Source organism: Spirosoma litoris (assembly GCF_054776755.1).
Genome location: NZ_BAAHBI010000042.1, coordinates 256,195 through 281,199, shown reverse-complemented (window position 1 = coordinate 281,199; position 25,005 = coordinate 256,195). Strand labels below are relative to the sequence as shown.

At 47.6% G+C, this 25,005-nt stretch carries 17 protein-coding genes; 5 read left to right on the top strand and 12 right to left on the bottom strand.

Annotation, left to right across the window (positions count from 1 at the left end; translation table 11 throughout):
• Positions 1 to 74: 74 nt before the first annotated feature.
• Positions 75 to 5,324, bottom strand: coding sequence for a hypothetical protein (locus ACYVGR_RS26195; protein WP_460962365.1), 5,250 nt, complete (start codon positions 5,322 to 5,324; stop codon positions 75 to 77).
• Positions 5,325 to 5,566: 242 nt separating this feature from the next.
• Here ACYVGR_RS26195 and ACYVGR_RS26190 point away from each other — a divergent pair, with 242 nt between their 5' ends.
• Positions 5,567 to 7,096 carry a sulfatase family protein gene (locus ACYVGR_RS26190; RefSeq protein WP_460962363.1) on the top strand — a complete coding sequence of 510 codons (1,530 nt, stop codon included), beginning with the start codon at positions 5,567 to 5,569 and terminating at the stop codon, positions 7,094 to 7,096.
• Positions 7,097 to 7,177: 81 nt separating this feature from the next.
• Here the strand turns inward: ACYVGR_RS26190 and aspS are convergent, their stop codons facing one another.
• On the bottom strand, positions 7,178 to 8,947 hold the full coding sequence (gene aspS, locus ACYVGR_RS26185) for an aspartate--tRNA ligase (RefSeq protein WP_460962361.1): 1,770 nt from the start codon (positions 8,945 to 8,947) through the stop codon (positions 7,178 to 7,180).
• A gap of 163 nt (positions 8,948 to 9,110) precedes the next feature.
• Entirely contained in the window at positions 9,111 to 10,580 is a 1,470-nt protein-coding gene (locus ACYVGR_RS26180; RefSeq protein WP_460962359.1) for an amidohydrolase, read from the bottom strand.
• A gap of 113 nt (positions 10,581 to 10,693) precedes the next feature.
• Between ACYVGR_RS26180 and ACYVGR_RS26175 the strand changes: the two genes are divergently transcribed.
• A complete protein-coding gene (locus tag ACYVGR_RS26175; RefSeq protein WP_460962357.1) occupies positions 10,694 to 11,662 on the top strand; it encodes an HNH endonuclease in 969 nt (322 codons plus the stop codon).
• Positions 11,663 to 11,760: 98 nt separating this feature from the next.
• Here ACYVGR_RS26175 and ACYVGR_RS26170 read toward each other — a convergent pair whose 3' ends face one another.
• A complete protein-coding gene (locus ACYVGR_RS26170) occupies positions 11,761 to 11,940 on the bottom strand; it encodes a hypothetical protein (protein WP_460962355.1) in 180 nt (59 codons plus the stop codon).
• Positions 11,941 to 12,178: 238 nt separating this feature from the next.
• Here ACYVGR_RS26170 and ACYVGR_RS26165 point away from each other — a divergent pair, with 238 nt between their 5' ends.
• A complete protein-coding gene (locus tag ACYVGR_RS26165) occupies positions 12,179 to 12,418 on the top strand; it encodes a hypothetical protein (RefSeq protein WP_460962353.1) in 240 nt (79 codons plus the stop codon).
• 182 nt (positions 12,419 to 12,600) lie between these two features.
• Here ACYVGR_RS26165 and ACYVGR_RS26160 read toward each other — a convergent pair whose 3' ends face one another.
• On the bottom strand, positions 12,601 to 13,143 hold the full coding sequence (locus ACYVGR_RS26160; protein WP_460962351.1) for a DUF4136 domain-containing protein: 543 nt from the start codon (positions 13,141 to 13,143) through the stop codon (positions 12,601 to 12,603).
• Between the two features lie 320 nt (positions 13,144 to 13,463).
• Between ACYVGR_RS26160 and tnpA the strand changes: the two genes are divergently transcribed.
• A complete protein-coding gene (gene tnpA, locus ACYVGR_RS26155; RefSeq protein ID WP_460962349.1) occupies positions 13,464 to 13,925 on the top strand; it encodes an IS200/IS605 family transposase in 462 nt (153 codons plus the stop codon).
• A gap of 213 nt (positions 13,926 to 14,138) precedes the next feature.
• Here tnpA and ACYVGR_RS26150 read toward each other — a convergent pair whose 3' ends face one another.
• The 4 genes from ACYVGR_RS26150 to ACYVGR_RS26135 all read right to left on the bottom strand — a co-directional run bounded on the left by ACYVGR_RS26150 (position 14,139) and on the right by ACYVGR_RS26135 (position 18,634).
• A complete protein-coding gene (locus ACYVGR_RS26150) occupies positions 14,139 to 15,239 on the bottom strand; it encodes a hypothetical protein (protein ID WP_460962347.1) in 1,101 nt (366 codons plus the stop codon).
• A gap of 84 nt (positions 15,240 to 15,323) precedes the next feature.
• A complete protein-coding gene (locus tag ACYVGR_RS26145; protein ID WP_460962345.1) occupies positions 15,324 to 15,917 on the bottom strand; it encodes a hypothetical protein in 594 nt (197 codons plus the stop codon).
• 34 nt (positions 15,918 to 15,951) lie between these two features.
• On the bottom strand, positions 15,952 to 16,812 hold the full coding sequence (locus ACYVGR_RS26140; RefSeq protein WP_460962343.1) for a class I SAM-dependent methyltransferase: 861 nt from the start codon (positions 16,810 to 16,812) through the stop codon (positions 15,952 to 15,954).
• Between the two features lie 64 nt (positions 16,813 to 16,876).
• Positions 16,877 to 18,634 carry an FAD-binding protein gene (locus ACYVGR_RS26135; RefSeq protein ID WP_460962342.1) on the bottom strand — a complete coding sequence of 586 codons (1,758 nt, stop codon included), beginning with the start codon at positions 18,632 to 18,634 and terminating at the stop codon, positions 16,877 to 16,879.
• 168 nt (positions 18,635 to 18,802) lie between these two features.
• Between ACYVGR_RS26135 and ACYVGR_RS26130 the strand changes: the two genes are divergently transcribed.
• Complete coding sequence (locus tag ACYVGR_RS26130) at positions 18,803 to 19,738, top strand: polysaccharide deacetylase family protein (protein ID WP_460962340.1); 936 nt, start codon at positions 18,803 to 18,805, stop codon at positions 19,736 to 19,738.
• A 280-nt stretch (positions 19,739 to 20,018) separates the two neighbouring features.
• On the opposite strand, the gene ACYVGR_RS26125 is transcribed toward ACYVGR_RS26130, so the two are convergent.
• From ACYVGR_RS26125 to ACYVGR_RS26115, 3 genes are all read right to left on the bottom strand, one after another.
• Positions 20,019 to 20,864 carry a ThuA domain-containing protein gene (locus ACYVGR_RS26125; protein WP_460962338.1) on the bottom strand — a complete coding sequence of 282 codons (846 nt, stop codon included), beginning with the start codon at positions 20,862 to 20,864 and terminating at the stop codon, positions 20,019 to 20,021.
• Positions 20,865 to 20,980: 116 nt separating this feature from the next.
• Positions 20,981 to 22,006, bottom strand: a complete 1,026-nt coding sequence (locus ACYVGR_RS26120) for a sugar phosphate isomerase/epimerase family protein (RefSeq protein ID WP_460962336.1) — start codon at positions 22,004 to 22,006, stop codon at positions 20,981 to 20,983.
• Positions 22,007 to 22,203: 197 nt separating this feature from the next.
• On the bottom strand, positions 22,204 to 24,981 hold the full coding sequence (locus tag ACYVGR_RS26115; protein ID WP_460962334.1) for a PQQ-dependent sugar dehydrogenase: 2,778 nt from the start codon (positions 24,979 to 24,981) through the stop codon (positions 22,204 to 22,206).
• Positions 24,982 to 25,005: the final 24 nt, after the last annotated feature.

Genomic DNA, 25,005 nt, shown 5'->3' with positions numbered 1-25,005 from the left:
GGGCCACTCATAATCCCGAACAAAACAGAAGAAGGCTCCATTTCTACGGAGCCTTCTTCGTTTTTGGGTATTTCTTATTGTGCCCGAACAGTTACAGACGCTTCGTCATCTTCTCCATTCGTATAACCATTACCTGGTGTGGAGTCAGAATCAGCTTCGGCAACATCGAGAATTTGTGCTTTCAATGTACCACTACCCGCCGGTTGCCATTTTAGGGATACCGTTGCTGACTGCCCAGCTGCCAGGGCGTTAATATACCGTTTGTAAGTCTGGCTATCGACTTGAATCCACCCTGCCGGACTTTGGGCGTTAAATGACCCATTAGGCAGAACAACTTGTACAATAATTGATGACGCTGATGAGCCTCCCCGGTTATTGACAGTCAGGCTTGTCGAAATAATATCGGAGGCAGCGGGTGTCAGTTTATCCACCCACATGCCTAGACTCAGATCAATTTTATTGGGATCTGTTGCAGGCTGATTGCCCAAAACAACGGGCAACAGCATCTGATTGGGATTCGCCGAAGCTACGAATGCACCGCCGTTAGGTGTGCGTAAATCAACGCTAGCCTCATCGTCCTGGCCATCGCCTGTGCCCGAACCGGGCTGACTGTCTGGATCTGGGGTACCAGAGTATGCAATTTGAGCGGACGTCGCAAAAACACCCGCTTGTGTTGGCGTGACCTGAAAGCTAACACTACTTACCCCGTTGGCTGGAATCGTTCCTAGATCGGCACTTACTACGCCATTAGCTGCACTTAGCCCTGGCGAAGAGGAATTTACAAACGCAAGACCCGCTGGAAGTAAGCTGCTAAGCTGAACACCAACGGCATCCTGTGGACCAGCATTGGCTGCACTTAATGTATAACTCACCACATCGCCTACGTTTGGTACTCGATTGCTAACGGCCATATTCAACGACACGTCAGCACTGCCGGTCCCTACCGATACACTCGCCTGACCCGACACAGCTCCTGTGCCACAGGCATTTCCTACTGACGCCAGCTGATAAATCGTATTGCTAGTTGGCGATACCGCTATAAACGCTGGATTCTGGTAGGTAGCCGTCACCGATTGCCCATTTGTCAGTGTAAACGACCAGGGAGCTGGGCCAGTGAAGGAAACGGGTAAGAGTGTTGATTGCCCAGTGGTGATAAGTGCGTTACCGGTCAAAGCTGCCGTTGTGGGTTCACCGATTTTGACTTCAACGGGGTCTGATTCGGCAGTACAAGAGCCAGTTTGAGCCACAGCGGTGTAAATGCCTGATTGAGTAGCATAGAAGGAAAAACTGGTTACACCTGCTATAGTAACTCCATTGCGTTTCCAATATACACTGTTGCCAGACGAGTTGGCATACAGTTGTATACTATTATTTGGACACAATGAATTTGTTATGGAATTGATAGACAAGACCGGTTTTGCCATTTGCCCGACAGTAACATATATCTCTTTCGATAGGCCTGTACAAGCACCATTTGTGACACGTACAGAATAAACTCCTGACTGACCGGCGTAATAATAATTGGTTGTAGTAGAGATCGCCAATACCCCATTTTTATACCATTGATACTGATATCCGCTCATATTAATGTCAGAAGCATATAAATCGATGCCATAACAGACATCTGCCGTGGACGTACTAAATTTGATTATGGGTTGGATAGTATTGCTAAAGGTAAGTGACACAGGCAGCGAGGTGGCGACACAGGATCCTCTGGTTATGCGCACTGTGTAATTCCCTGATGTTGTAGCTGTGTAATTTGAACTGGTCGCTCCTGGAATATCTACTCCATCTTTTTGCCATTGTAAACTGCCGTTGAAAATACTGGCAGACAACATACGGGTTTCACCCAGACAGGCAATGGTACTTTTAAATGAATAGGTAATACTAATTTTAAGCGGGTCTGCCGATCTAAGAACAACCATATTGCTGTTGGTTTCGCAGTTCCCTTGCTTTACGACGAAGTTGTATGAGCCAGGCTGTGTAGCAAAGAAATAATTATTGGATGTTGTTAAAGGAGCCATGGGAGAAATGGCCACTCCATTTCGGTACCACTGAACGGAATAGTTACCTGATTGAGTTGGTAAATCAGCATAAATATAACTACCATAGCCAGCACCAATGCAAATAAGTGAATCAGCCGGCGTGCTTAAATAAGCACGAGCAAAAAGTGATTGTCCGAATTGAAGGAAGCTAGACGAAGAAGTAGTAGGCGGACAACTGCCGTCCGATAGCTGAATGGCATAGCTTCCGGTTTGGGTTGCGGTATAGGTATAACTGGTTGCACCAACAATATTAACTCCATCACGCGTCCACTGATAACTGCTCGTTTCGCCAATGTAATCGCTAGCCATTTTTATCTGACTGTTGATACATTGAGGGGCCGTCGGTGAAAGTATAGAGGCAAAGATGAGAGGGAATGTATTTAAATTATAAGATTGCCCAGCGTTAACTGTACAACCAGCCTGCTTAACAATAACTGTATAATTTCCGGCTTGTGGTGCTACATATGTAGATGTTGTAGCACCACTAATGGGATTGCCGTTCAAAAGCCATTGGTAAGAATCGACGGTAGTAGCCAGTGATCCATTATAACCAAAGATATAGGAAATTAATCGGGCTGAACTTCCGGGGCAGATGTCCCCACTTGTAAAATTTCTCCCACTTTCGCTGCGTCGGTCATATATTGAAATATAACTTAAATTACCAATAGCTAAGGCACCACTCTGACTACTCTCAACATCAGGGTTAGTAGCAATAATCTTAACTCGATAATTTGTACCATAAGGCATCGCACTGTAACCGCTTGGTAAAGTAGCCGAAATAGGACTGGTAGTACCGTTGCCGATTTTTGTGGAGTTTGTGAAACTTCCATTAGCATCCGATAACCAGACTTCAAAGGTGTTGCCTGTGCCAAAGGCTGGCCCTGCCGTGCTGAACGATACCGTAAACGTGTTGCCAGCACAAAGGTTCGTGTTTGAAATGCTGGTAATTGAAACTGTAGGTAACGTGTAAGGGATAGCAAAGGCATCGGACGTAAATACACCCCGTCCGTTAGTCGCTGCCGACATACGCCCGTCCGAGGCCCGGTAGCGTAATTGATTGACTTGTAGGGTGCCTAAGCCTGTACTGGACGTTGCCCAGCCAGGGTTTGAGCCTGTAATGTCAGTCGTTGACCAAATTCCCACGTCGGTTCCTAGAAGTACTTGTTTTCGATTTTGAGGGTTGAAAAGGGCCGTTCGGACGGGTACGTCGGGTAAGCCAAAATTGGTTTGGTCTTTTCCTGTCCAGAGATCTCCTCCATCGTTTGTATACCATACCGATTGTACCCCATAATTCGAGATGGTCACCAGCAGCTCATTGTCCGTAGCGCCAACATCAATACAGGATATGGTTGTGTATTGAGGCAGAGCCCCATTGTCGATAGCTGTAACAGTGGGGGTAGCTTGGTTGAGATTCGTGATTTTGTAAAGCTTGCCTGGATAATTGCCAACGAAAAGAGCTGATCGATCTTTGCTTAATTTGAAATAGGATGGCGAGTTCGTCAAACCTGTCAGGGATAATTGCGTAGAGGTAGTTGACGAACCAATGCCGACCATTTTGCGAATGGTGTATTGGCTGGTTGAACTAGTGTAATCGGCAACATAGAGTGTATTTGATTGACTATCGTAATCGGCTGCTCCTCCACTACTATTTAAGCCGATCAGGTATTGAAGAGACGAGCCATCGTAATAATAAACACTGCCTCCGCTAGTGAGAAAAACTTGATTTGTAGGCGTATCTTCATCAATAAAACTGAGCCCCATGGGATTTGAATAAGTGTAGAAAAGGGAGCCTTCTGCTAAACCTGCTGTTGTTAACTTAAACGCACCAGCCCGGCTGGTCGTCAGCAGGTAAGGACTGCCTGCACTTGCCTTCATCGACACGGAATTAACCTCAGCTGCCCGATAACCCGCATTCCGCTCTACAAATGTTGGGACCGAGACCGTATTGTTGCCCCAGTCGGTTGACCATCGAATCCCTTTACCGTCGGCAAAGGCTACGTTGGTATTACTACCTGGCTGAAACCAGAGTCCTTGTTGATGTAGATATCTATTACTGAGTTGAGTGCTCCAGGTATTTCCACCATCTACAGAACGAAACCAGTCATAACCACCTGCATAAACCGTGTTTGCATCGGTTGGGTTGACCACAAGATTCAGTGCATAATTGCCATTACCTTCACTAAAATGATCACTGCCGCCATATTTAGGTATTGCTAGGTCTGTCCAGGTGCTGCCACCATCGGCACTTTTCTTGAACCATTTGATATCCTGATAATAATTAACGCCATTATACGCTCTCGATATGGCGTAGACTACTTGCACCGCTCCGTTTGTTGAGGGAGCTAAGGCTAATTCAGTACGTTCGCCAGTGATACCAGTAGGCGTGATTTCGGTCCAGGTAGTACCGCTGGAATTGGTTGATTTGAAGACTCGACTAGGATTGAATGCCGCGTATAAAATGCCATCCGTCGCTAGTTCCAGGTCTGTAACAAGGTCGTTGTAATAGTTGTTGGTGTTGCTGCCTGCACCAATACCCTGATTGGGTGCTAAAGCATACGTCCAGCTAGTACCGCCATCCACCGAACGTACAATTCCCAATCGCGTGGCGGCAAACACTTGCCCACTACTGTTGACAACAATACGCTGTATATAGCCCAAACTGTAATTAATTGTCGGCGCATTTCCACCTGGAATCGTGCTTGTTAATCGGCTCCAGGTAGTGCCTCCATTCGTTGTTTTCCAGATACCACCACCTGTTACATAGTTATAGACATCGCCTGTGCCTGCATACATTATCTGTGGATTCGAAGGGTCGGCGGCAAGGGCCGTGACGATGGTATTTTCCCAGTTATCACTAATGGGCGTCCAGCCTGTGTTCGCGTCGGTAATGTCGTTAGTGTACCACAATCCCCCTACCGGGCTACCCGCCCATACTTTCTTATGAGCCGGATCATTGGGGTCAAACAGAAGGGCACGAGTGCGACCTCCGGCATTGCTGGGGCCTCGTTCCTGCCAGGTTATGCCAGGAATACCACTCTGAGCCGATGGCCCCCCATTGGCCGTTGACGATTGGTTGTTTAGTTGCCGACGAGCTTGGTCAAGTCGTTCATAAGGTACTGTGCCAGTTGCAGGGTCAATCAATCGTCTTTGTTCTTCCTCGGCAATTCGACGAAGGGTATCTCGTTCTGAAGGAGTTGGTTGATTTTGAGCGAAAACGAATGCAGATTGGAAAATAAATAATAGGCCAACGAGTAGCCGACAGCAAGTAGAAATGGGCATAGAAAAATAGCTTGCGGATAATTTAGTATATAAAAACACCTATTAAGTAAGCAATATTTATGCCTTTCTTTATTGTTTTATTTCCTTATTTTAATGCCTTTGTCTCTATATTACTTTTTGCCCTTGCGTAATTAGTAAGAAGTTTTTTCCGAAATGAAGAGGTACATGGGAAATCTCCCGAATTAAAAAGAAGTTTGTCTTGAGCAGAGGGCGCTTTAGAAAGACATTAATTGGCTATTGTTATGAAATATAGGTTTAGCAGTGTTGTGATTGGCTTACTGACTGGAGTTTACACGTTCATGCCAACAGAATTTGTGGATCAAGTGACAGATAATCCGCATCAGCCTGCTAAAATAGTGTACCAATTAGAAGACAAACGCCCAAATATTGTCCTGATTGTTGCCGATGATCACGGTCGTGAAGCTCTTGGTTGTTACGGCGAAAAAAACGGGCCGAAACCAACCATTCGGACACCCCACATTGACCAATTGGCTGCCGACGGGACCCAGTTTACGAATGCGTTCTGCACGACGGCTAGTTGCAGCCCCAGTCGCTCGGTGTTGCTGACGGGAGTACATAACCATGCGAATGGTATGTATGGACTGGAGCATCAGGTACACCATTTCAGTTCGTTCGATACGGTACGATCATTACCCGTTTTGCTAGAGCAGGCTGGGTATCGAACGGCCCGTATCGGAAAACTGCATGTGGCCCCTGAGAAAGTCTATCATTTTCAGCAGGTTCTTGGGGCTGGTGGCGTTAATGACCCGGCTTCGATAGGAAGGAGTCCGGTAGAGATGGCTCGGAAATGCTATCCGCTTTTTGAAGAAAAATCAGACAAGCCGTTCTTCCTGTATTTCGCTACAGATGATCCGCACCGTAGCAATACAGTAGCACCTGATGGAAAACCTATTTTTGATGGCTCAAAACCGAATCTGTTTGGTAATAAACCCGGCGGCTATCCACAGGTAGGCGATCATTTCTATCAACCACGCGATGTTCTTGTGCCGCCGTATATGCCGGATACCAGAGCCAGCCGGGCTGAGCTGGCACAGTATTACGAAGCTATCAGCCGGCTGGATCAGGGTGTCGGTCGATTGATTGAGTACCTGAAAGACACGGGCCAGTATGACAATACGCTGATTATCTACCTGTCCGATAATGGTGCTCCGTTCCCCGGTTCGAAAACGAATTTGTATGAACCGGGTATGCGGTTGCCTTTGCTAGTGAAGCTACCCAAACCACAAAAACCTGGTTTTGTCCAGGATGCCATGATTTCATGGGTCGATATAACGCCTACACTCCTGGATTTTGCCGGCATTGAAACTGGTAAAATAGCTAAACAGGGTCGTTCGTTCAAGGATATTATTGAGCAGGAGCGGGTGGCTGGTTGGGACGAGGTCTACGCATCGCATTCGCTGCACGAAATTACGATGTATTATCCCATGCGCGTAGTTCGCGAACGACGGTATAAGCTGATTTTCAACATTGCCCACGAGCTAACCTACCCAATGGCGCTCGATTTATATCAGTCCTATACATGGCAGGACATTCTTCGGACGAAGCAGAAAGTCTACGGGAAACGAACGGTAGAAGCCTATTTACACCGACCACGCTTTGAGTTATACGACCTGCAAACCGACCCCGAAGAGGTGCATAATCTGGCCAGTAATCCAAAATACCAAGAGGTACTGAGCCGAATGCAAGCTAAGTTGAAGCGATTTCAAAAAGAAACGCGCGACCCTTGGGTGAGTAAGTGGGAGTTTGAGTAAAAAGTAGGGCGGACATCTTGTCCGCATAGCCAAATTTAGTTCATTTAGCTATGCGGACAAGATGTCCGCCCTACAAATAATTTACTTCGCTACGGTGGCGATTTTCAACTCCTCCAACTGTTTGTCAGAGATGACAGATGGCGAGTCGATCATGACATCGCGACCCGAATTGTTTTTCGGGAAGGCAATGAAATCACGTATCGAATCGGCACCACCGAAGAGCGAACACAACCGGTCGAAACCGAACGCAATACCGCCGTGTGGGGGGGCACCGTATTCGAAGGCATCCATCAGGAAGCCGAACTGCGCTTTTGCTTCTTCGTCGGAGAAGCCCAGAATGCTGAACATCCGAGCCTGTAAATCGCGGTTGAAAATCCGAATAGAACCACCGCCAACTTCAGTGCCGTTGATAACCAGGTCATATGCATTGGCACGTACTGAACCTAAGTCAGTGTCTAGTAGTGGAATATCTTCGGGCTTGGGTGATGTGAATGGGTGGTGCATCGCAAACCAACGCTGTTCTTCTTCGCCGTATTCGAGCAATGGGAAGTCGAGTACCCATAAGGTGCTAAACACGTTTGGATCACGTAGACCCAGACGAGTACCCATTTCCAGACGCAATTCATTCAGTTGTTTTCTGGCTTTTGCGGCATCGCCTGAAATGATCAGCATCAAATCGCCGGGCTTGGCGCCAAAATGGACTGCCCATGCCTGCAAATCTGCTTCCGAATAAAACTTATCAACCGACGATTTCAGCGTTCCATCTTCGTTATAGCGAACATAGATCAGCCCTTTTGCACCAACCTGTGGCCGTTTGATCCAATCGGTTAGTTCATCCAGTTGCTTACGGGTGTAGTGTGCGCAACCAGGTGCGTTGATACCCACAACCAACTCGGCCGAATCGAACACGCCAAAGCCTTTGCCCGAGGTCATATCGACGGTGTCGAAGGTGCCTTTAAGCTCAACAAACTTCATGTCGAAGCGCGTGTCGGGTTTGTCGGAACCGTAGAACTTCATGGCGTCGGCATAGGTCATGCGGGGCACGGTGTCCAGGTCGATTCCTTTTACGGCTTTAAACAAATGCCGTACCAGCCCCTCGAACATGTTCAGAATATCTTCCTGCTCCACAAACGACATCTCGCAGTCGATCTGCGTGAATTCTGGCTGACGGTCGGCACGAAGGTCTTCATCCCGGAAACACTTCACAATCTGATAGTACCGGTCAAAACCTGATACCATCAGTAACTGCTTGAATGTCTGGGGAGATTGGGGTAACGCATAGAATTCGCCCGGATTCATGCGGCTTGGCACCACAAAATCACGTGCGCCTTCGGGCGTCGATTTGATCAGAACCGGCGTTTCGACTTCAATAAAATTCTGGCCGTCCATGTACAACCGCGTTTGCTGGGCCATGCGGTGGCGAAGTTCCAGACTCTTCCGAACCGGATTCCGGCGAAGGTCGAGGTAGCGGTATTTCATGCGGAGATCGTCGCCCCCGTCGGTCGCATCTTCGATCAGGAACGGTGGCAACTTGGCCGGATTTAACACCTCCAGTGAGGTTACTTTCAATTCAACGTCGCCCGTTGGAATGTTCGGATTTTTGGACTTCCGTTCAATCACTGTCCCGGTCGCTTTCAGGACAAATTCGCGGCCCAGCGAGCGGGCAATGGTGAACAGTTCGGGCGCTGTCTGACCATCTTCGAGCAGAAGCTGCGTAATACCATAGCGGTCACGGAGGTCAATCCACAACACGCCACCTTTATCGCGAATGGTCTGAACCCAGCCAGACAGTGTAGCTGTTTGATTATTGTTAGAAAGGCGGAGTTCCCCGCAAGTGTGCGTTCGGAGCATGTTTAATGAGTGAATTAGCGAATGAGTGAATGAGTGAATGAGTAACCGGATGGTATTCACTCATTCACTCATTCGCTCATTCGCTCATTGAAATTCTGCCACAAAGGTAGGCACTTTATGGGAACTGGACATTCACTCTTTCACTCAATCGCTCTTTCACTCATTACTTTCTATAGTCCAACGCGGGTTTCCGGTCGCCAAGTAACGCTTCGTATTTAAAGTCGGGGCCGAGTTTCTGTTTCCACTCCGCCGTTGCTTTTTCGATGAGGGCTGGTGTTTTGTACAGATCCAGGGCCGTCAGGGCAAGTGTCTTGGCGGCTACAATCATGCCTTTCTGCCCGATGCTCATGCCACTGGCGGCTGTCGACTGCCAGCTATGCGCCGATGAACCCGGTACCCAGGTAGCGGTTGAGAGACCCACGGTAGGTACGGCCCAGCTTACATCACCCACGTCGGTAGACCCACCGCTGGTTGCGCTTTCGGATGCATCGCGGAAATCTTTCACTTTGGCAGCATTCTCGATGGGCACTTTCTGATCGCCAAACGACTCGCTGATTTTTTTCGCGAACTCCGTTTCTTCAGGCGTATAGTTTACACCGCCAACCGTTTGCAGATTCTGGTGCATCACTTCGGCCAGCGTTACGTTAGGCAGCAAATCATACACTCCGCCCAAAACTTCCCACGTAACCTGAGTGCCTGTTCCTTTAGCTGCACCTTCGGCTGCATTTTCAATCCGTTTCCAAACGCTCTGCACCACGGCCCGGTCTTTGTTCCGAACGTAATAATAGACCTCGGCATAGGCTGGAACAACGTTCGGTGCTTCGCCACCGCGTGTAATGACATAGTGAATACGGGTATCGGATGGAATGTGCTCCCGCATCATGTTGACCATATAGTCCATTGCTTCAACCCCATCCAGCGCCGACCGACCCCGTTCGGGCGAGGCTGCTGCGTGAGCGGCAATCCCTTTAAAGCGGAACTTCGCATTTTTATTGGCCAGCGATGTGCCCGCATCGGCCGCATTCTGAGCGCCGGGGTGCCAATGCAACACCACATCGACATCCTTGAACAACCCTTCGCGAACCATATATACCTTGGCCGAACCGCCTTCTTCGGCGGGGCAACCATAAATTTTGATCGTTCCAGCGTGGCCTGATTTTTTTAGCCAATCTTTCACCTGTACCGCAGCCGCCATCGACGCTGTGCCGAAGAGGTTGTGTCCGCAACCATGCCCGCCTTTCTGACCCGCAATAGGCGTAAATTCGGGTTTCGCTTCGGTCGCTAAGCCGGGCAGCGCATCGTACTCACCCAAAATGCCGATAACCGGTTTGCCCGACCCGTAGGTGGCCACAAAAGCCGTTGGAATGCCTGCCACACCCGTTTGCACATCGAAGCCTTCTTTTTTGAGTTGTTCTTCTAGCAGGGCCGAGCTTTTCTCTTCCTGATAGCCCAGTTCGGCGAAATTCCAGATTTGCTTCGAAATACCGGCGTATTCCTGAAACCGACTATCTAGGTTGGTAATGATGGTTTTCTTATCAGGATCAACGGCGGTCGCTACGGCTTTCTTTGCTTTTGGTTGGGCAACCGCGAGCATCGGGGTAAGTAAGATAATTGCGAGGAATTGTTTTTTCATGGTATTGTATTCGGACAATTGGGTAGTAAGCCGATAAAAATAAGGCAAAAAGAGGAGTCGAGCAATCCTGCCGCAGCAATGTTATATTTACTCAATTAATAGTACTCTAAACCATGATGCTCTTGTTTGACCAAGCTCTGTTAACAACATATACTCGAAAATTTACCAAACTAAAGCAAGGTGGTACAAGGTATGGGAAAGCGCCCCATAAACCTGTTTTTCTCATTACCCTTCTCGAATTGTTTGATAAACAGGTAATCACCAATAATCAGGTAACGATCACTCCTGAGTTAGTGGCTACGTTTAAGGAAAACTTTTCATTATTGGTAAAGACAGCGCATAAAGACGACTTTACTCAACCATTTTTTTTCCTTCAAAGTGATGGCTTCTGGTTTGTAAAAACCCAACAGGGAACATTGCTGGATACCTATATTCGTAGTGTTCAGACGCTTAGCGACCGAATCGAATACGGATATTTTGCTGTCGATTTGTTTAATCTACTGGCTAATGATGCTGCCCGGTTACAGCTTACTAATGCGGTACTTAGCCACTACTTTCCTGACGGTAAAACTGCTTTTCTACGTGTAAAGCGTGTAGGACGAAGTTATCTGAACGACTTGGAAGCGTATTTGCTGAATGAGAAAGCAGTAGCGTATGAACCTATGCTGCCGCAGTCTGCTGACGATGAAGAAACACGTTTTGTTCGGGGTGGCTTGTTTAAGAAACTGGTACCGAAGGTTTACGATTTCAGGTGTGCTATTTCGGGTATGAAAGTTATTGCGGTTGATGGCTCCACGTTAGTAGAAGCCTGCCATATTGTACCGATCAGCATTGCTGGCGATGACAAAGTCACAAATGGGATTGCTCTTTGCCCAAATCTGCATACTGCTTTTGACCGAGGGATGATTGGCGTTGATGAACAGTTACGCGTAGTTGTATCCCCCTCATTGGCTGACAATGTAGCCAGTCCGTATAATCTCAAACAGTTTCATGGGAAATCGTTACTGCTGCCATTTGGGGAAACGCATTATCCGAAAATGGAGAATTTTCGATGGCATATGGAAATGAGATTCAAAAGATGAGTCTTACCAATGTAAGCCAAGATTGGTTAGTTTGATGCTATTGATTTGGGTTTAGCAGGTATGATTGTTGACGAGCTTTCTGTAGGCCTATGTGGTTATCAGGCAGGATGTTTTTGCCGGAGGTTGCGCCCTTTTTTAATTCTATGCTGAGTGCTTTGTAAAGCTCTTTCAGCCTTGTCAGCTTTAATAAACTCACTGATGTCCTGTTTTTGTTGGTCAGTCAAAGGTTCACCGTTAATTAAGAAATCAACTCCTTCTGGTTCTTTAATATAGCCCATAATTATATATGGCTCAATTCGGGTTTCAAGTTGGTGCCAAGAAACTATGCTGATAGTCAGTAAGTTGCAAACAATCATCAAATTGCGTTAAGTATCTAATAATCAGCAAGATATGGGTTTTTGGTCAAAATATCAACTTGAAATCCGAATTGAGCCTTTGCCGAAACAGGCTGAATGTCGATTCGCACAAAGCAAGTTGAAATTTCGTTATCTTGCCGACAGTCAATCACATACGATTATGGAAGCGACGTTTGTATTAGATGCACAAGAAGACCGGATGCAGTTTGCTGAACGGCTGACCCGTTTTTTTGCTGGAAAAACTATTCGGGTTCGTGTAGAAGAGGTTGCTAATGAGGTAGTTGAGCAACAATCTCTGGTAAAGCGTATGGAAGAACTCCGGTTGCTGACAGAACAGGTCCCGGTTACATTACAACCCGGCATAGACATAAATAATCTTATTGACGAAGTGAATGAATGATCTATTTTGACACGGATGTTCCCGTTCATTATTTTGTTGCCTACGCACCTGTTCGACATCATCAAATCGTTGACCACCTTGAAGGTGACCATTCTGAAAGTTGATGAAGTGGCTTTGTAGGACATAACAAAAAAACGCGTCATTCTCTCGAACGACGCGCTGTTACATGTACTAAAAGCACACTAAAACTTATCGGCCCGATAAGGGTATTTGTTAAAGATCAGGTTAACGGCTTCCCGAATTTTGCCTTCCTGATGATCTCTGTTGTTTGCTGTTATTAAACCCGAAGCGATTCCCTGCCAGATAGCCTCATCGGTTTTGGCGTCAACGAGGTTTACCAGAATCGTGCCTGCCTGCACAACAATATCCTTTTCTTTGCCAAGGCTTTGTACATCATTTGTGTTGAAGTAAGAGCTACCCTCGGTATAACCTTTGATTGTTGTAGGTTGGTCGAGCACCCGGAAATTAACAATCAAGTCGGGCGATTGCCGGTTGAATGTATAACCACGACCATCCATGGCATTGGCCACGGCATCCCGCATCTGAGCTTTCAAGGCCAAAGTGTTTCCTGCATCTTGTTTGCTGGTTGGCTGCACAGCCCATGCATAGCTTTTGAAGTGACTGAAGTCAATATTTGGCCGAAGTTCGCTATCTACTGTAACATTTTGTGCCTGGGTTAGGCTGGCCGCCAGCGCGAACGCAGCGACGAAAAATAACCGTTTCATATGCATTGAATTAATTTGATTCAGGTTTTATTCCTGTTTTGGATTAATAACTACCGCATATTGAGTAGGTTAATTAAAAGGTAGTTAAACCTGTAAAAGGTGAATATGTACCTCTGATATTACTGTGAAATCGGGAAATAGAAATAGCGGCTGTATTGTCCCGTAGGGATATAACAGCGAAGCGTCGGTAGCAAATAAGTCTTCAGAATTGTCCTGCGTGCCGTCAGGCACGCAACTTTGCTCAATTTAGATGTAACAAGTATGAAGTGAGGCCGTCAAATGGGCTAAAGTTTACTGACTTGTAATATAACCCACCGGTCATGCCTAATACATACACTCAGATCCATCTTCATTTGGTTTTTGCCGTAAAACATAGAACTGCCATCATTGCACCCAGATGGAAATACGATTTATATAGCTATATGACAGGCATTATCCACAACCATAATCATAGATTGCTGGCAATCAATGGGATGCCTGACCATGTACATATTCTGATCGGTATGCGTCCCAATCAATCGCTTTCTGACTTGATGCAACAACTAAAGCAGGGTTCATCTCAGTGGATTAACGACCAACGACTTACAGGAAGTCGGTTTGCTTGGCAAGAAGGGTATGGTGCGTTTTCATATGGTAGGAGTCAATTACCTGCCGTAATCAATTACATTGCAAACCAGGAGGAGCACCATCGAACACGCACATTTTTAGAAGAATATCGACGATTTCTGGATGCATTCGAAGTTGAATACGATGAACAATATTTGTTTAAATCGCTCGAATGAAATTTTTGGGCATCATAATGCCTGTCAAGAGTATATGGCAGTGGCTAAATGACCGTCAAGTACAGACTAATTGCGTACCTGACGGCACGCGGAATATTCTGAAGACTCATTTAGCTACCGACGCTTCGCTGTTAGGCCCCTAATGGGGCAAAAAAAGCTCTCACCCTAATATTGGTTTTCAATGTGGGATGAGAGCTGATTAAGAGCATCGTCTCAATAATCATAAACATGCTCGATCTTCACGTCCTGCTCGTTCACGTATCGGATGGTTTTATCCAGCGAGCCTACCGTTGTTACCAGGGCTACTCGCTTTAGATCAGGTTTGGTGACAATGGGTTGTGTGAAAACTACCCGAAAGTCCGCCGAGTTGGGGTGCCAGGTTTCGGGTGATAGAATGGTAAGGAGTAAGGCAGAATTGTTTCCTGCTATTTCCCGGAACGTCACGCCTTGTTGTACCAGCGCCGAAACCGCTGGATTAAATGCTTCATAGCGAGGCAGAATCAATAAGGCTGAACCATCGGGATAGGTTTTCAAAAGCTGAGCCTTAGAAGCCACAGGAATCGTTTCGGGCGCTTTGTCGACGATAACAGCGGTTGTCAGAAGGGCTTCATCGTAAGAGGCTTTGGTGCCGAGTTTGATGAGGTAGCCATAACCGGATTTTACCAGTAATTCGGTTAACAGCATGTATTTGCGTTCGCATTTGCGAAGGAAATGTGGTCCCCAAAACGAAGTGCCGCTGAATAATGTAGGAATTCGGGATTTGAAATCGAATTCGTACCAGGGCAATTCACGGATGAAGTCGACGTAATCCTGAGAGAACTGGGCGTTAAATTTATCTTCATCGGTCACGACAGCTCCATTTGCCGGATTGGTGAGTCGACCGATAACTGTTTCGTAAAGGGCTTTCAGCGCATACTCGACCGTTGTACTAACGCCAATGACCCAGATCATAATGTGGTAGCCGGTATTGAAGGCGAAGCTCCCCTTAATCTGATCGTACACAACGCCATAACTTTGCCAGAGCTGCCAGACATGACTGATGTATGGGAAGGTTGTGGTTGTATGGTTATGGGCATAATCGGCTATTTCAGCGGGACTGTGTACCAGAAACCACTCAGGATACGTCAGAAAGGTCTGATCGGCGGGTCGAATGTGTTCGGTAGGCGTGACCGGATGTGGATTGTTGACCAGCCACTCTTTGGGTACTACACAACCTTTTCCCGCTGGAATTGTCAGCGATTGACGTCCTTTTCGAAAAAAGAGAACGATGGCCAACACGACCATGATAACGGTTAAAATGGGTAGTCTAAGCATAACGAAGACTTGTATCCTGGACAGCCACGTCCGGGCGTATCGATATTTATTTTATACCCGGACGTGGCCGTCCAGGATACCGATTTAATGATTCCAAACCAGACCGGCGGTTATAAACTCAATTTGTCGCTGCCCCTGTCCTGCAAAAGCCACGTCGACGGTCATTTTTTTTGTGGTTTTCAACTTATCGATCAGGGCTTTTTCGGAGTCAAAAAAGATAATGTTGGCACTGCCGTTTTCGGCGGCTGAAAAGGCATATGGAACAACAGGATTCCCATCGAACCGAACGTCAGCTTTTCCGCCCTGAAAACTTCGGTTAAACTGCCCTTTCGATACCTGAATATACACATGGGTGCCACTTTCCCGCTTCCGAATGGTCAGCGTCGCGATGGAGCCGCCAGCGTATGGGAAGCTAAATTCGAGTAGGCGAGGAGAGGTAATCGACGCTTTATAAACGGGATTTCCTACTCTATCAGTTGTTCTCTCGTATCGCCATGTGCCAGCGCCTTCGGGGGCTTCTTGTTGCCCTGTCGATTGTTCAGAGATAGCTACCGGGGGCTGAAGCGTATCAGTCGTCGTAGCTTTGCCCGAAGTGGAGTTGGTTGCCTGATTTGCTTTTTCCTTGCCAGAGCAACTAAGAAGAGTTAGCAGGACGAGGGTGTAAAGTGGAATTTTCATGTGAGGATGCATGTAGCGCGGGTGGAAACCCGCGCTACATTTTTGTGAACAATACCATTGTATTATCGGAAGGGTCGTTGGCCTGGAGCAGTCGCTTTCCGCTATCCGTAAAGCCAATTTTACTCACAATCTTACTCCATTCGTCAATGGGTTTGAAATCCTTGTAATCCTGCTTGTCGACTTCCCAGGTTATGTTCAAGCCTAAGTTAAAGACGGTGTGTACCAGCGATACGAATGTGGCCATGTCGGGGGCGTTTACGTCGTGATCGCGCAGAATAAACCAGCCTCCCGGACGCAGGATTCGCCGAATGGAGTCAATAAAACCCGTTAGTTTTTCGGGCCGTGTGTGGTGCAGGCCAATCAGGCAGGTTACCAGATCAACGCTCGCGTCGGGGATGTCGTTAGGGCTGATCGGATCGAAATCGTGCGATTCGATGAAGGTACCGAGCTTAGTCAATTGGCCCCGTTCCATAATGTCGGCGGGGCTGAATGTTGGCGCTACATCATTAATCAGGTAGATAGGACCGCTGATCGGGAGGTGTTTTCGCAAATCGCTGATGTATCGACCGGGTGAGCCAATTTCAGCATAGCCGTTCACCTTTGCCCCTTTGGGCAATAACTCCAGCATCTGCCGGGTCATTTCCTTTTTCTGGACGTTGAGTGCGGGTAACGCATAGGTCAGCTCCGACAGAAACGGCTTGATGCTGGGAAGCCGACTCTGAATAGTTTTATAAATGGTTTCGTCTGACGTTTGGGTTTTCGTCACTTCCCCAATCAGGTGATGAAACTTGTCTTCGGGATAGAGGTGAAAAACAACTTGCAGAAAGCGATAAAACGCATCGCGCGGTTTCGTCTGATCGAATACAGCGTGAAATTCAGAGATTTGCGTTGCCATAAGTTTATTGATTTTTCGTTCGACAGGATGAACAGGATTTATTGATAAGTATTGAGAATCCTGTTCATCCTGTCAATCCTGTCGAACGAAACGGTTGATAATACGTATCCCAGAACACATTGTGAAACCGGAAATTCGGGTCCAGGTTTTTCTTGAGTGCAAATAGCTTCTCTGCATTCGGGTATGCTTTGTGAAATTGCTCATGTGTGGCATGCGCCTGATAAGGCAGGTAATAGGCCCCATCGACAGATAAGACAGCGTCGACCAGTTCACGCGTCCAGACAGCTACCGCATTTTTGGCGGCTTCCGTTGTTCGCTGTTTATAATAGACCACAAACGCAAAGACTTCTTCGCGCGCCCAGGCCAGATACGAACCCGAATCCGGGAGGGCGTGCCGGACCGAAACGTTGATGACATTGACTTGATACCGATTAAAAATCTCGCTCATTTTTTCGGCAAAGTCCTCGAAATAGCGAACGGGGACGAAATACTCCTGCAACACATACGTACGCTTTGTGCGGGAGCGCGGCTCCAGTTCGGCCACGTCATAACCTGCTTCGTAATTGCGCCAATGAATGGGATTGGTGAGGTAGAGCAGCGGGTCGACAATGTGCTCCCGACGCCATTTCCCCAAGGCGGTTTCGGTAAATGCCCACATAAAATACCGCTCCAGCGGATACGACTCCCGGAGCGGCATCAGGCGGGTTTTAACGGTTGGCTGTTCGGTTGTTTTGACCCAGGTAACGGCCCGCATGTTTGTATAGGCGGGCGGATACATGTCGCCATTATGGAAAACCGCTTCAGGATTGTCGCGGATGGATTCGGTGAAATAAGGCTGATAAGCAGATCGAGAAAGCTTTTGGTGTTGTCGTCGAACGGCCAGATTTTCGTCGAGATCCAATTCTGCCGAAACGATAATTCCCAGGCCATTATAACCACCGATAGCCCCGAAAAAGATTTCTGAGTTTTCGGTACGGCTAGCCTGCACCAGCGATCCATCGGCCAATATCAATTCAATAGCACGAACCGATAGAATTAACGGCCCATGCCCCATGTAGCGACCGTGACAGTTTACACTTAGCGCACCCCCAACCGTGAAGTTGGCGTAGGTCTGCATGATCTTGATGCTTAGGTCGTGCGTATCGATGAACCGTTGAATATCGCACCACCGAATCCCGGCCTGAACGGTAATTCGTCGGTCTTCTTTCGAGAATTGGATAACCTGATTTAAGTCCCGCATGTCAATGTGCAGACTTTGGGCACTGGCGGTTTGCCCGCCCATACTAAACCGACCACCGCCTACCGAAATCGGGCCTATTGTTTGTCGAAGCCACTCTTGTAAATCCGTTACCGATTTTGGACGAAATACATCGGCAACCACTACTGGATTCAACTGGGTTACGTCGTTGATAATCCGTTCGGGAGCGCTATGTGGAACGGGTTGTCCGTTGTCATTTTTGAAGTAATCAGCGGCTTCGTTAGGAACAGTGCCGAAGATATTGGGGTGTCTGTCTCCTCGTTTAAAACCTAATAGATAAATCAGCCAGATTGGCCCTAGCACTGGAATCAGAACCGCCAATAACCAATAGCCCGAATGGTTGGTATCGTGCAAGCGTTTGGCCGCTGTAGACAGTAACGATCCGAGCAGGAGTGGATAAAGAATGAAGGTTGCCCCTTCGCTAACAAAGTCGTGCAAGACGGTGTGAAGTACATAAAACGTACTCCAGATAAATGCCGAGACTAGCCAGTACGTTGAACGATGGATACGGCCCCGGATTGAAAACAGAAGGTAGCTAAGAGGGAGTTTATCTTTCAGACGCATAGGTCGGGTAAAGATAGCGGTGGAATGAGTATTGGGCTGATTAACAAGGTAACCTCTTATTTTAAGGTACAAAATTTGTAGAGATCGGATTAAAGTTTGTGCCTGTTTGCTAACTTTTATTCTATAGGCCAGATTCTTTTTCCTATGTTTGGGTCATATTCATTTTATATGTTCACTCGTCAAGTTTTATCGTTTTCAGCAGCCCTTGGTCTGTCTGTTTTACTCTCCAATGGCCTAACGGGCTGCCAGTCGAAAAGCGCTTCTACCAGCGAAGCCACCACGACAACTGATTCAACAACGAAGGCTACGACCGAAAAGCCAGTTTCAAGCGAAGAAACGGCCAAAGCTGCTCCTGACCCCAGCTCGATTCCGGCCGATAAAATCGCCGATGCCGCTACCATTCTGGCTCGTCCGCAGGTACCGGTATTATGTTATCATCAGATTCGCGATTGGCGGGGGAGTGATTCCAAAAGTGCAAAAGATTACATTATTCCCGTTCAGGCATTCAAGGATCAGATGCAGATTCTGGCCGACAGCGGTTACCACACTATTCTGCCTGATCAACTGTACGCATACCTGACCACTGGCGCTCCTTTACCGTCGAAGCCAGTTATGCTTACGTTCGATGATGGGGATCTGGACCAATACGAAACGGCTGTTCCGATTCTGGACAAACACGGGTTCAAAGGGGCATTTTTTATTATGACCGTCGCTATTGGTCGTAGAGGAAAACAGCCGTATATGGACAAGGCGCAGATTAAAGATTTGTCAGATAAAGGGCATACGATTGGTGCCCATACCTGGGATCACCATAACGTGAAAAAATACCAGGGCGACGACTGGAAAATCCAGATTGAAGAGCCTAAAGCGAAGCTGGAAACGATCATCGGCAAACCCGTAAAATACTTCGCTTATCCGTTCGGTTTATGGAATCATCAGGCGTTACCCGAAATCCAGAAGCGAGGTTACGCAGCCGCCTTTACGCTGGCCGACAAACGCGATGAGCAAATGCCACTCTACACCATCCGACGCATTATTGCAGGTGGTCAGTGGAGCACGAAAACGTTTTATCGGAATATGATTCAGAGTTTTGATGGTAGATAATGTGAATAATGGATGGAATCTGAAATTGTTGATTGATTATCAGTTATTTATAATATTGTTTTTGTCATCCCGACGCCAGGAGGGATCTTCGGCAATTGGTTATTTACCGAAGATCCCTCCTGGCGTCGGGATGACAAAAAACTAGTATAATTCTATTCGTAAATCTTCCGTTATTCACATTAAATAGTTTTGGCGATTTTCTCTACAAAAAAAGCGACGCAAGTCGCTTTTTTTGTAGCTGCTGATGGCGCGAACGTCTTCGTTCGCGCCATCCTAATTCTTAATCCTCAAACCGCCCCGCCCACTCAATACCTTCCACAATGTGAGGCATGGCATATTTATCGGTAAAGGTTTCATTTGTGTGTCCCATGCCGGTATAGAATATACGTCCTTTGCCTACTTTATTGGTCCACGAAATTGGGTGATCGCCACCCATTGCTTTGGGCCAGGTTGCCTTGTACGTTGCTTCGTTCAGCGTCAATAGCACCTGAATACTGTCTTTGCCGCGTACACTTTGCTTGAAATTATACCACTCATCGGCCCGGCGGAATTTGGCGGGCAAATGTTTGGTGCTTGGGTGATCCCGAACGTCGGTAATAACTTCAGCTTCAGGAGTGTGCTCCGGATAAAGAGGATGGTCGCGGAAGTGGGTGCCGAGCATATGATCGTACCAATCCCAACCGTATTCCGTATCGGAAGCCGCATGGATACCCACGTAACCGCCCCCGTTTTCAATGAATTTCTCAAAGGATTTTTCCTGCTCCGGCGTCAGAATATCGCCCGTGGTCGATAAGAAAACAACGACTTTGAATTTGCTTAAATAGTCGTCGTTAAAGAACGCTCCGTTTTCTGTTGTGCGAACATCCCAGCCTTTGGCTTTTCCCTCTTTTTTGAGTGCTTCAATTCCGGGTTCGATGGATTCGTGACGGAATCCATTGGTTTTTGAAAAGATTAAAACCCCTTTAGGACCAACAGTACCAGGACCGGCTGGTCGTTCGGTATCAAAAACAGGCTTTTGCCAGGGAAGTTGCCGGGTAACATACATACCAAAGACAACGAATCCGCCTGCCAATAAGACGAGTACCAGAACGAGGCCCAGCAGAATTTTAAGGAATTTACGGAACATGACTTTAGGATTGTTTTAGGATAAGGTTTTCGACAGGATTAACAGGATTTTAGACCAGCAAATAATCCTGAAAATCCGAACGTCGGCCCGGCTGTAATCCTGTCGAAACAGAACAATTACGCCAACTCCGTCCGGACGCGTTCGAGCAGGGTTTTGGTGGCACGAATACCGTCGTTGGTAGAGAGATACCCGCCGGTTGGGTTATACATAGCCATGATACCGCCTTCATATTCAACGCCTACGTAGCCTTTGAATCCAGCGTCTTTAATGATCTTGAACATTTTCACGAAATCGGTTTCGGTCTCGTTTCCTTTTGCATCGAACTTGTGCGTTTTGGCACTGATCCCTTTGGCGTAGGGCATCATTTTCTTTACTCCCTCATATCGGTCGTATTCTTTGATGCATTTGGTGGCCATAATCCCCTTGATATCGTTGGTTTCGGGCTTGCTGCGTTGCCGGCAGAAGTTACCGAAATCAGGTAGCAAGCCCGCGTTAGGCATATTCACTTGTTTCATGACTCCAACCAGCCAATCGATGTCGGTCGAGTTGCCGAAGTGGTTTTCGACAATAACATCCATTTTTGACTTGGCTGCATACTCCAACAACTTATGATAGCCATCGGCAGCCGTTTTAGCGGCTTCGTCGGCAGGATCATCTTCTACACCCGTCAGCGCTTTGGAGGTATCGCCCAGATTAACCCGGATGGAACTACAACCGAGGTACTTGGCTGCGTCGACCCAGGCATGGTGATCTTCTACTGCTTTCTGACGTTTCGTTGCATCAAGGTCTGCAATGTTGGCTCCATCGACCATGATGAGGTTATTCTTCATGCCGAGATCATCGCACCGCTGCTTGAGTTCTTTCAGGTATGCCTGATCGGTGTGTTTGTTGTTGAAAAAACCAGATACATATTCCAGCACATTAATGCCAAACTCTTTTTTGGTACGAGAAGGAAAATCCATATTCGTCATTTTACCCGAATAGAGTTCGCCCGCAAAAGAGAACTCGGCCAGCGAGATGTCGAATGTGAATTTTTTGGCAGTCATATCGGCAAATGATGATGTTGGTAGAACTGAGGCTAGGCTTACTCCAGCGGCTGTCAGGCCCAGTTGGCTCAGGAAATCGCGACGTGATTGGATCATGATTGATAAGGGGTTAACCTCACCCCAGGCCCCTCTTCTCCTTTTGAGGAGAGGGGAGAAATGGGAGTTATAAACGTGGACTTGATTTTAATTTAACCCTTCCACAACATGAGTGGATTGGGAAAGATAAGTCGGACGTTAAAACCTCCCCTCTCCTGAAAACCAGGAGAGGGGTCGGGGGTGAGGTGAAATTGAGATTAGTTAGAAAGTTGAACGGTAGCCGGAACAAACAGCGCAGATTTGCCCGCTTTTTCGTTCTTAAAGACAAAATATAAATCGTGCTGACCCGTAACGGGTGTAATGGAAACCTTACTCAGGCTGGGTTTCATCATATCGGCGGGATCTTTGCTTTCGCTGGGTAGAAGCTCAGGGGTTTGCCCCAATAACTGCCCGGTTGGCGAATCAATATGGACTTCGATGCGTCCGCCAACCGCATTGAGCTGGGCTTTGGGAATCGCTACGGCAAAGTCCATTGTGCGTACGCCCGTCAGATCGAACTGGTCGAATTTGACGTAGGTATCGGTCGCCATTACAATCACGAACGGATACGGCTGTGTGCCCATTTTGAAGAGCGTAATGCCCTTCGACTGGCTGTTGCTTGAGCCAATAGCTATTAGTGGATTACGCAAAACCAGAGCTTGCTCGGCAGTTTGCGCAGGCAGACCGTTTGCGCCTTTATCCTTATAGGAAGCCTGCAACACCAGTGTACCCTTCTCATTTTTATCGGGTGTATAAGTGCCCTGCGTGGGTAGCGATGGAGTGGCTACCTTCTTATCCGACAGTGTAAGAATGTATTTCACAATCTCGCTGGCATCTGACTGACCCAATTGCGGGTGGGCCGTCATAATGGCATCGCCCCAAACGCCACCTCCACCTTTGATAATCTTGTTCGACAGGCTAGCTACGGCGTTCGCATCACCTTTATAGCGTTTAGCTACCTCAGCAAAGGCTGGCCCAACCGATTTTTTATCCATGAAATGGCAGGCTTTGCAATCGCTTTTTTCCATCAACACCTGACCCGTTCCTAAATAAGTCGCTTCGGAAAATTTATGACCGGCTTCACTGCTATTCTGGGCATTGGCTTCATCCTGGTAGTTGGCTTTCACCATGACCTGTTTCGCCTGAATTTTCCCGTTGGCGAGGCTACCGTCTTCTTTGTCATTGACCAGAACCTTGTACGCAATTGGTTCTCCTGGAAAGTAAAAACTTTTGTTTCCTTTCGTAACTTCCAGTGCTACCGTTGGTGGCTGGTTACCCGCCATAAGGTCGACCTCGCGGGAATCTTTAAGGCCATGTGCATCGGTTACGGTCAGAATCGCTTTGTATTGGCCTGGCTTCTGGATCGTATACGTTGGATTGGCGTCGTTCAGGACTGTTGGCTGACCACCTGCCTTGTTGTAGATTTTCCATTGATAGGTCATCGCATCGCCGTCGAAATCCTTGGTGCCTTCCGATGATAGTTTCACGGCCATTGGCACCGCTCCAGCTTTCTGACTGGCAGAAGCGATCACATTGGGTTTACGGTTCCCTGCGTTGAATTCAATTTTTACCAGCCGGGAATCGTCGTTTTGGAGGAACCAGCCTGTACCATATTCAAGCACATACAAGTCGCCGTTTGGACCGAAAGCCATGTCGATTGGGTGGCTGAAGGCCATATTAGGCAGAAAACGCTCAGTCTTGGTCATGTTGCCCTGTGCATCGTAGCTAACTGCCAGAATCATATCGCGCATCCATTCAAACAAGAAGGTCTTGCCATTATAATACTCTGGGAAAGAGCGTTTGGCTCCCTTAAAGTCGTCTTTATAATAGGTCGGGCCCGCCATCGCGCTACGGCCACCCGTACCCATAAACGGAAAGGTTTTGCTTTCGGCGGCCGGATACCAGATCATGGCGGGCTGAGCAGGAGGGAGGTCGTTTAAGCCCGTATTGTTGGGCGAATTATTGACCGGATGAGCCGGATCGAATTTAGCGCCACCTTTGCCCGTCGTAAAATCCTTCGCGTAATAAGCTTTGTTGTTGCCAACAAAATAAGGCCAGCCAAAATTGCCTGCTTTTTTAGCCTGATTGTATTCGTCTTCGGCAGTAGGGCCAACGCCCACCGAATCCTCACCCGCATCAGGGCCTACATCACCCCAATACAGGTAACCCGTGTGCTTATCGACCGAAATTCGGTATGGATTCCGGTGCCCCATTGTATAAATCTCCGGCCGGGTTTTCGGCGTTCCTTTTGGAAAAAGATTGCCTTCGGGAATGGTATAGGTACCATCGGCTTCGGGATGGATACGTAGGATTTTACCCCGTAAATCGTTGGTGTTGCCCGACGATTTCTGAGCATCCCAAGGCGCGCGACCTGGTCGTTCGTCAATAGGTGCGTAGAGCGTGGCGCGTGGGCTGGTGTTATCGCCGGTTGAGAGGTAGAGGTTGCCGTCGCGGTCCCAGTCAATCGAACCGCCCGTATGGCAGCACTGCTCCCGTTGGGTAGCTACTTCCAGTAAGACTTTTTTAGAGGAAAGAACCAGTTCATCACCACGCAATTCGTAGCGGGTTAGGATGTTTTTGGATTCGTTGCCAGCGGGGGAGTAGTAGAGGTAGACCCAATGATTTTTCTCGAAATTAGGATCGAGGTTTACACCCAATAACCCATCTTCGGCCTCGGTTTCGTGTCCTTCTTTATCCTTATATTTCGTGCTGACCGGAATTGTCGCAATGGTTTTAACCTGTTTCGTTGTGGGCGAATACAGTTGAACCTGCCCATGCCGTTCAATAAAAAGAACACGTTCGTCGGGCAAAATGGCCATTTCGAGTGGTTCATTGAGCTTTTCGGCCAGTACTACCTTTGTAAATCGATTCTCGTCGGGCTTGTCGCCGGGGTCAGTCAGCGGCCTTGCGGAGTAGGCGAGGAGGCCAATCGCACCAACGCAAAGCGGAATAACTGCTTTGTACGATTGCCTTGAGAAAAAATGCCGTTTTATCATGGATGTGTAATTTTAACACAATGA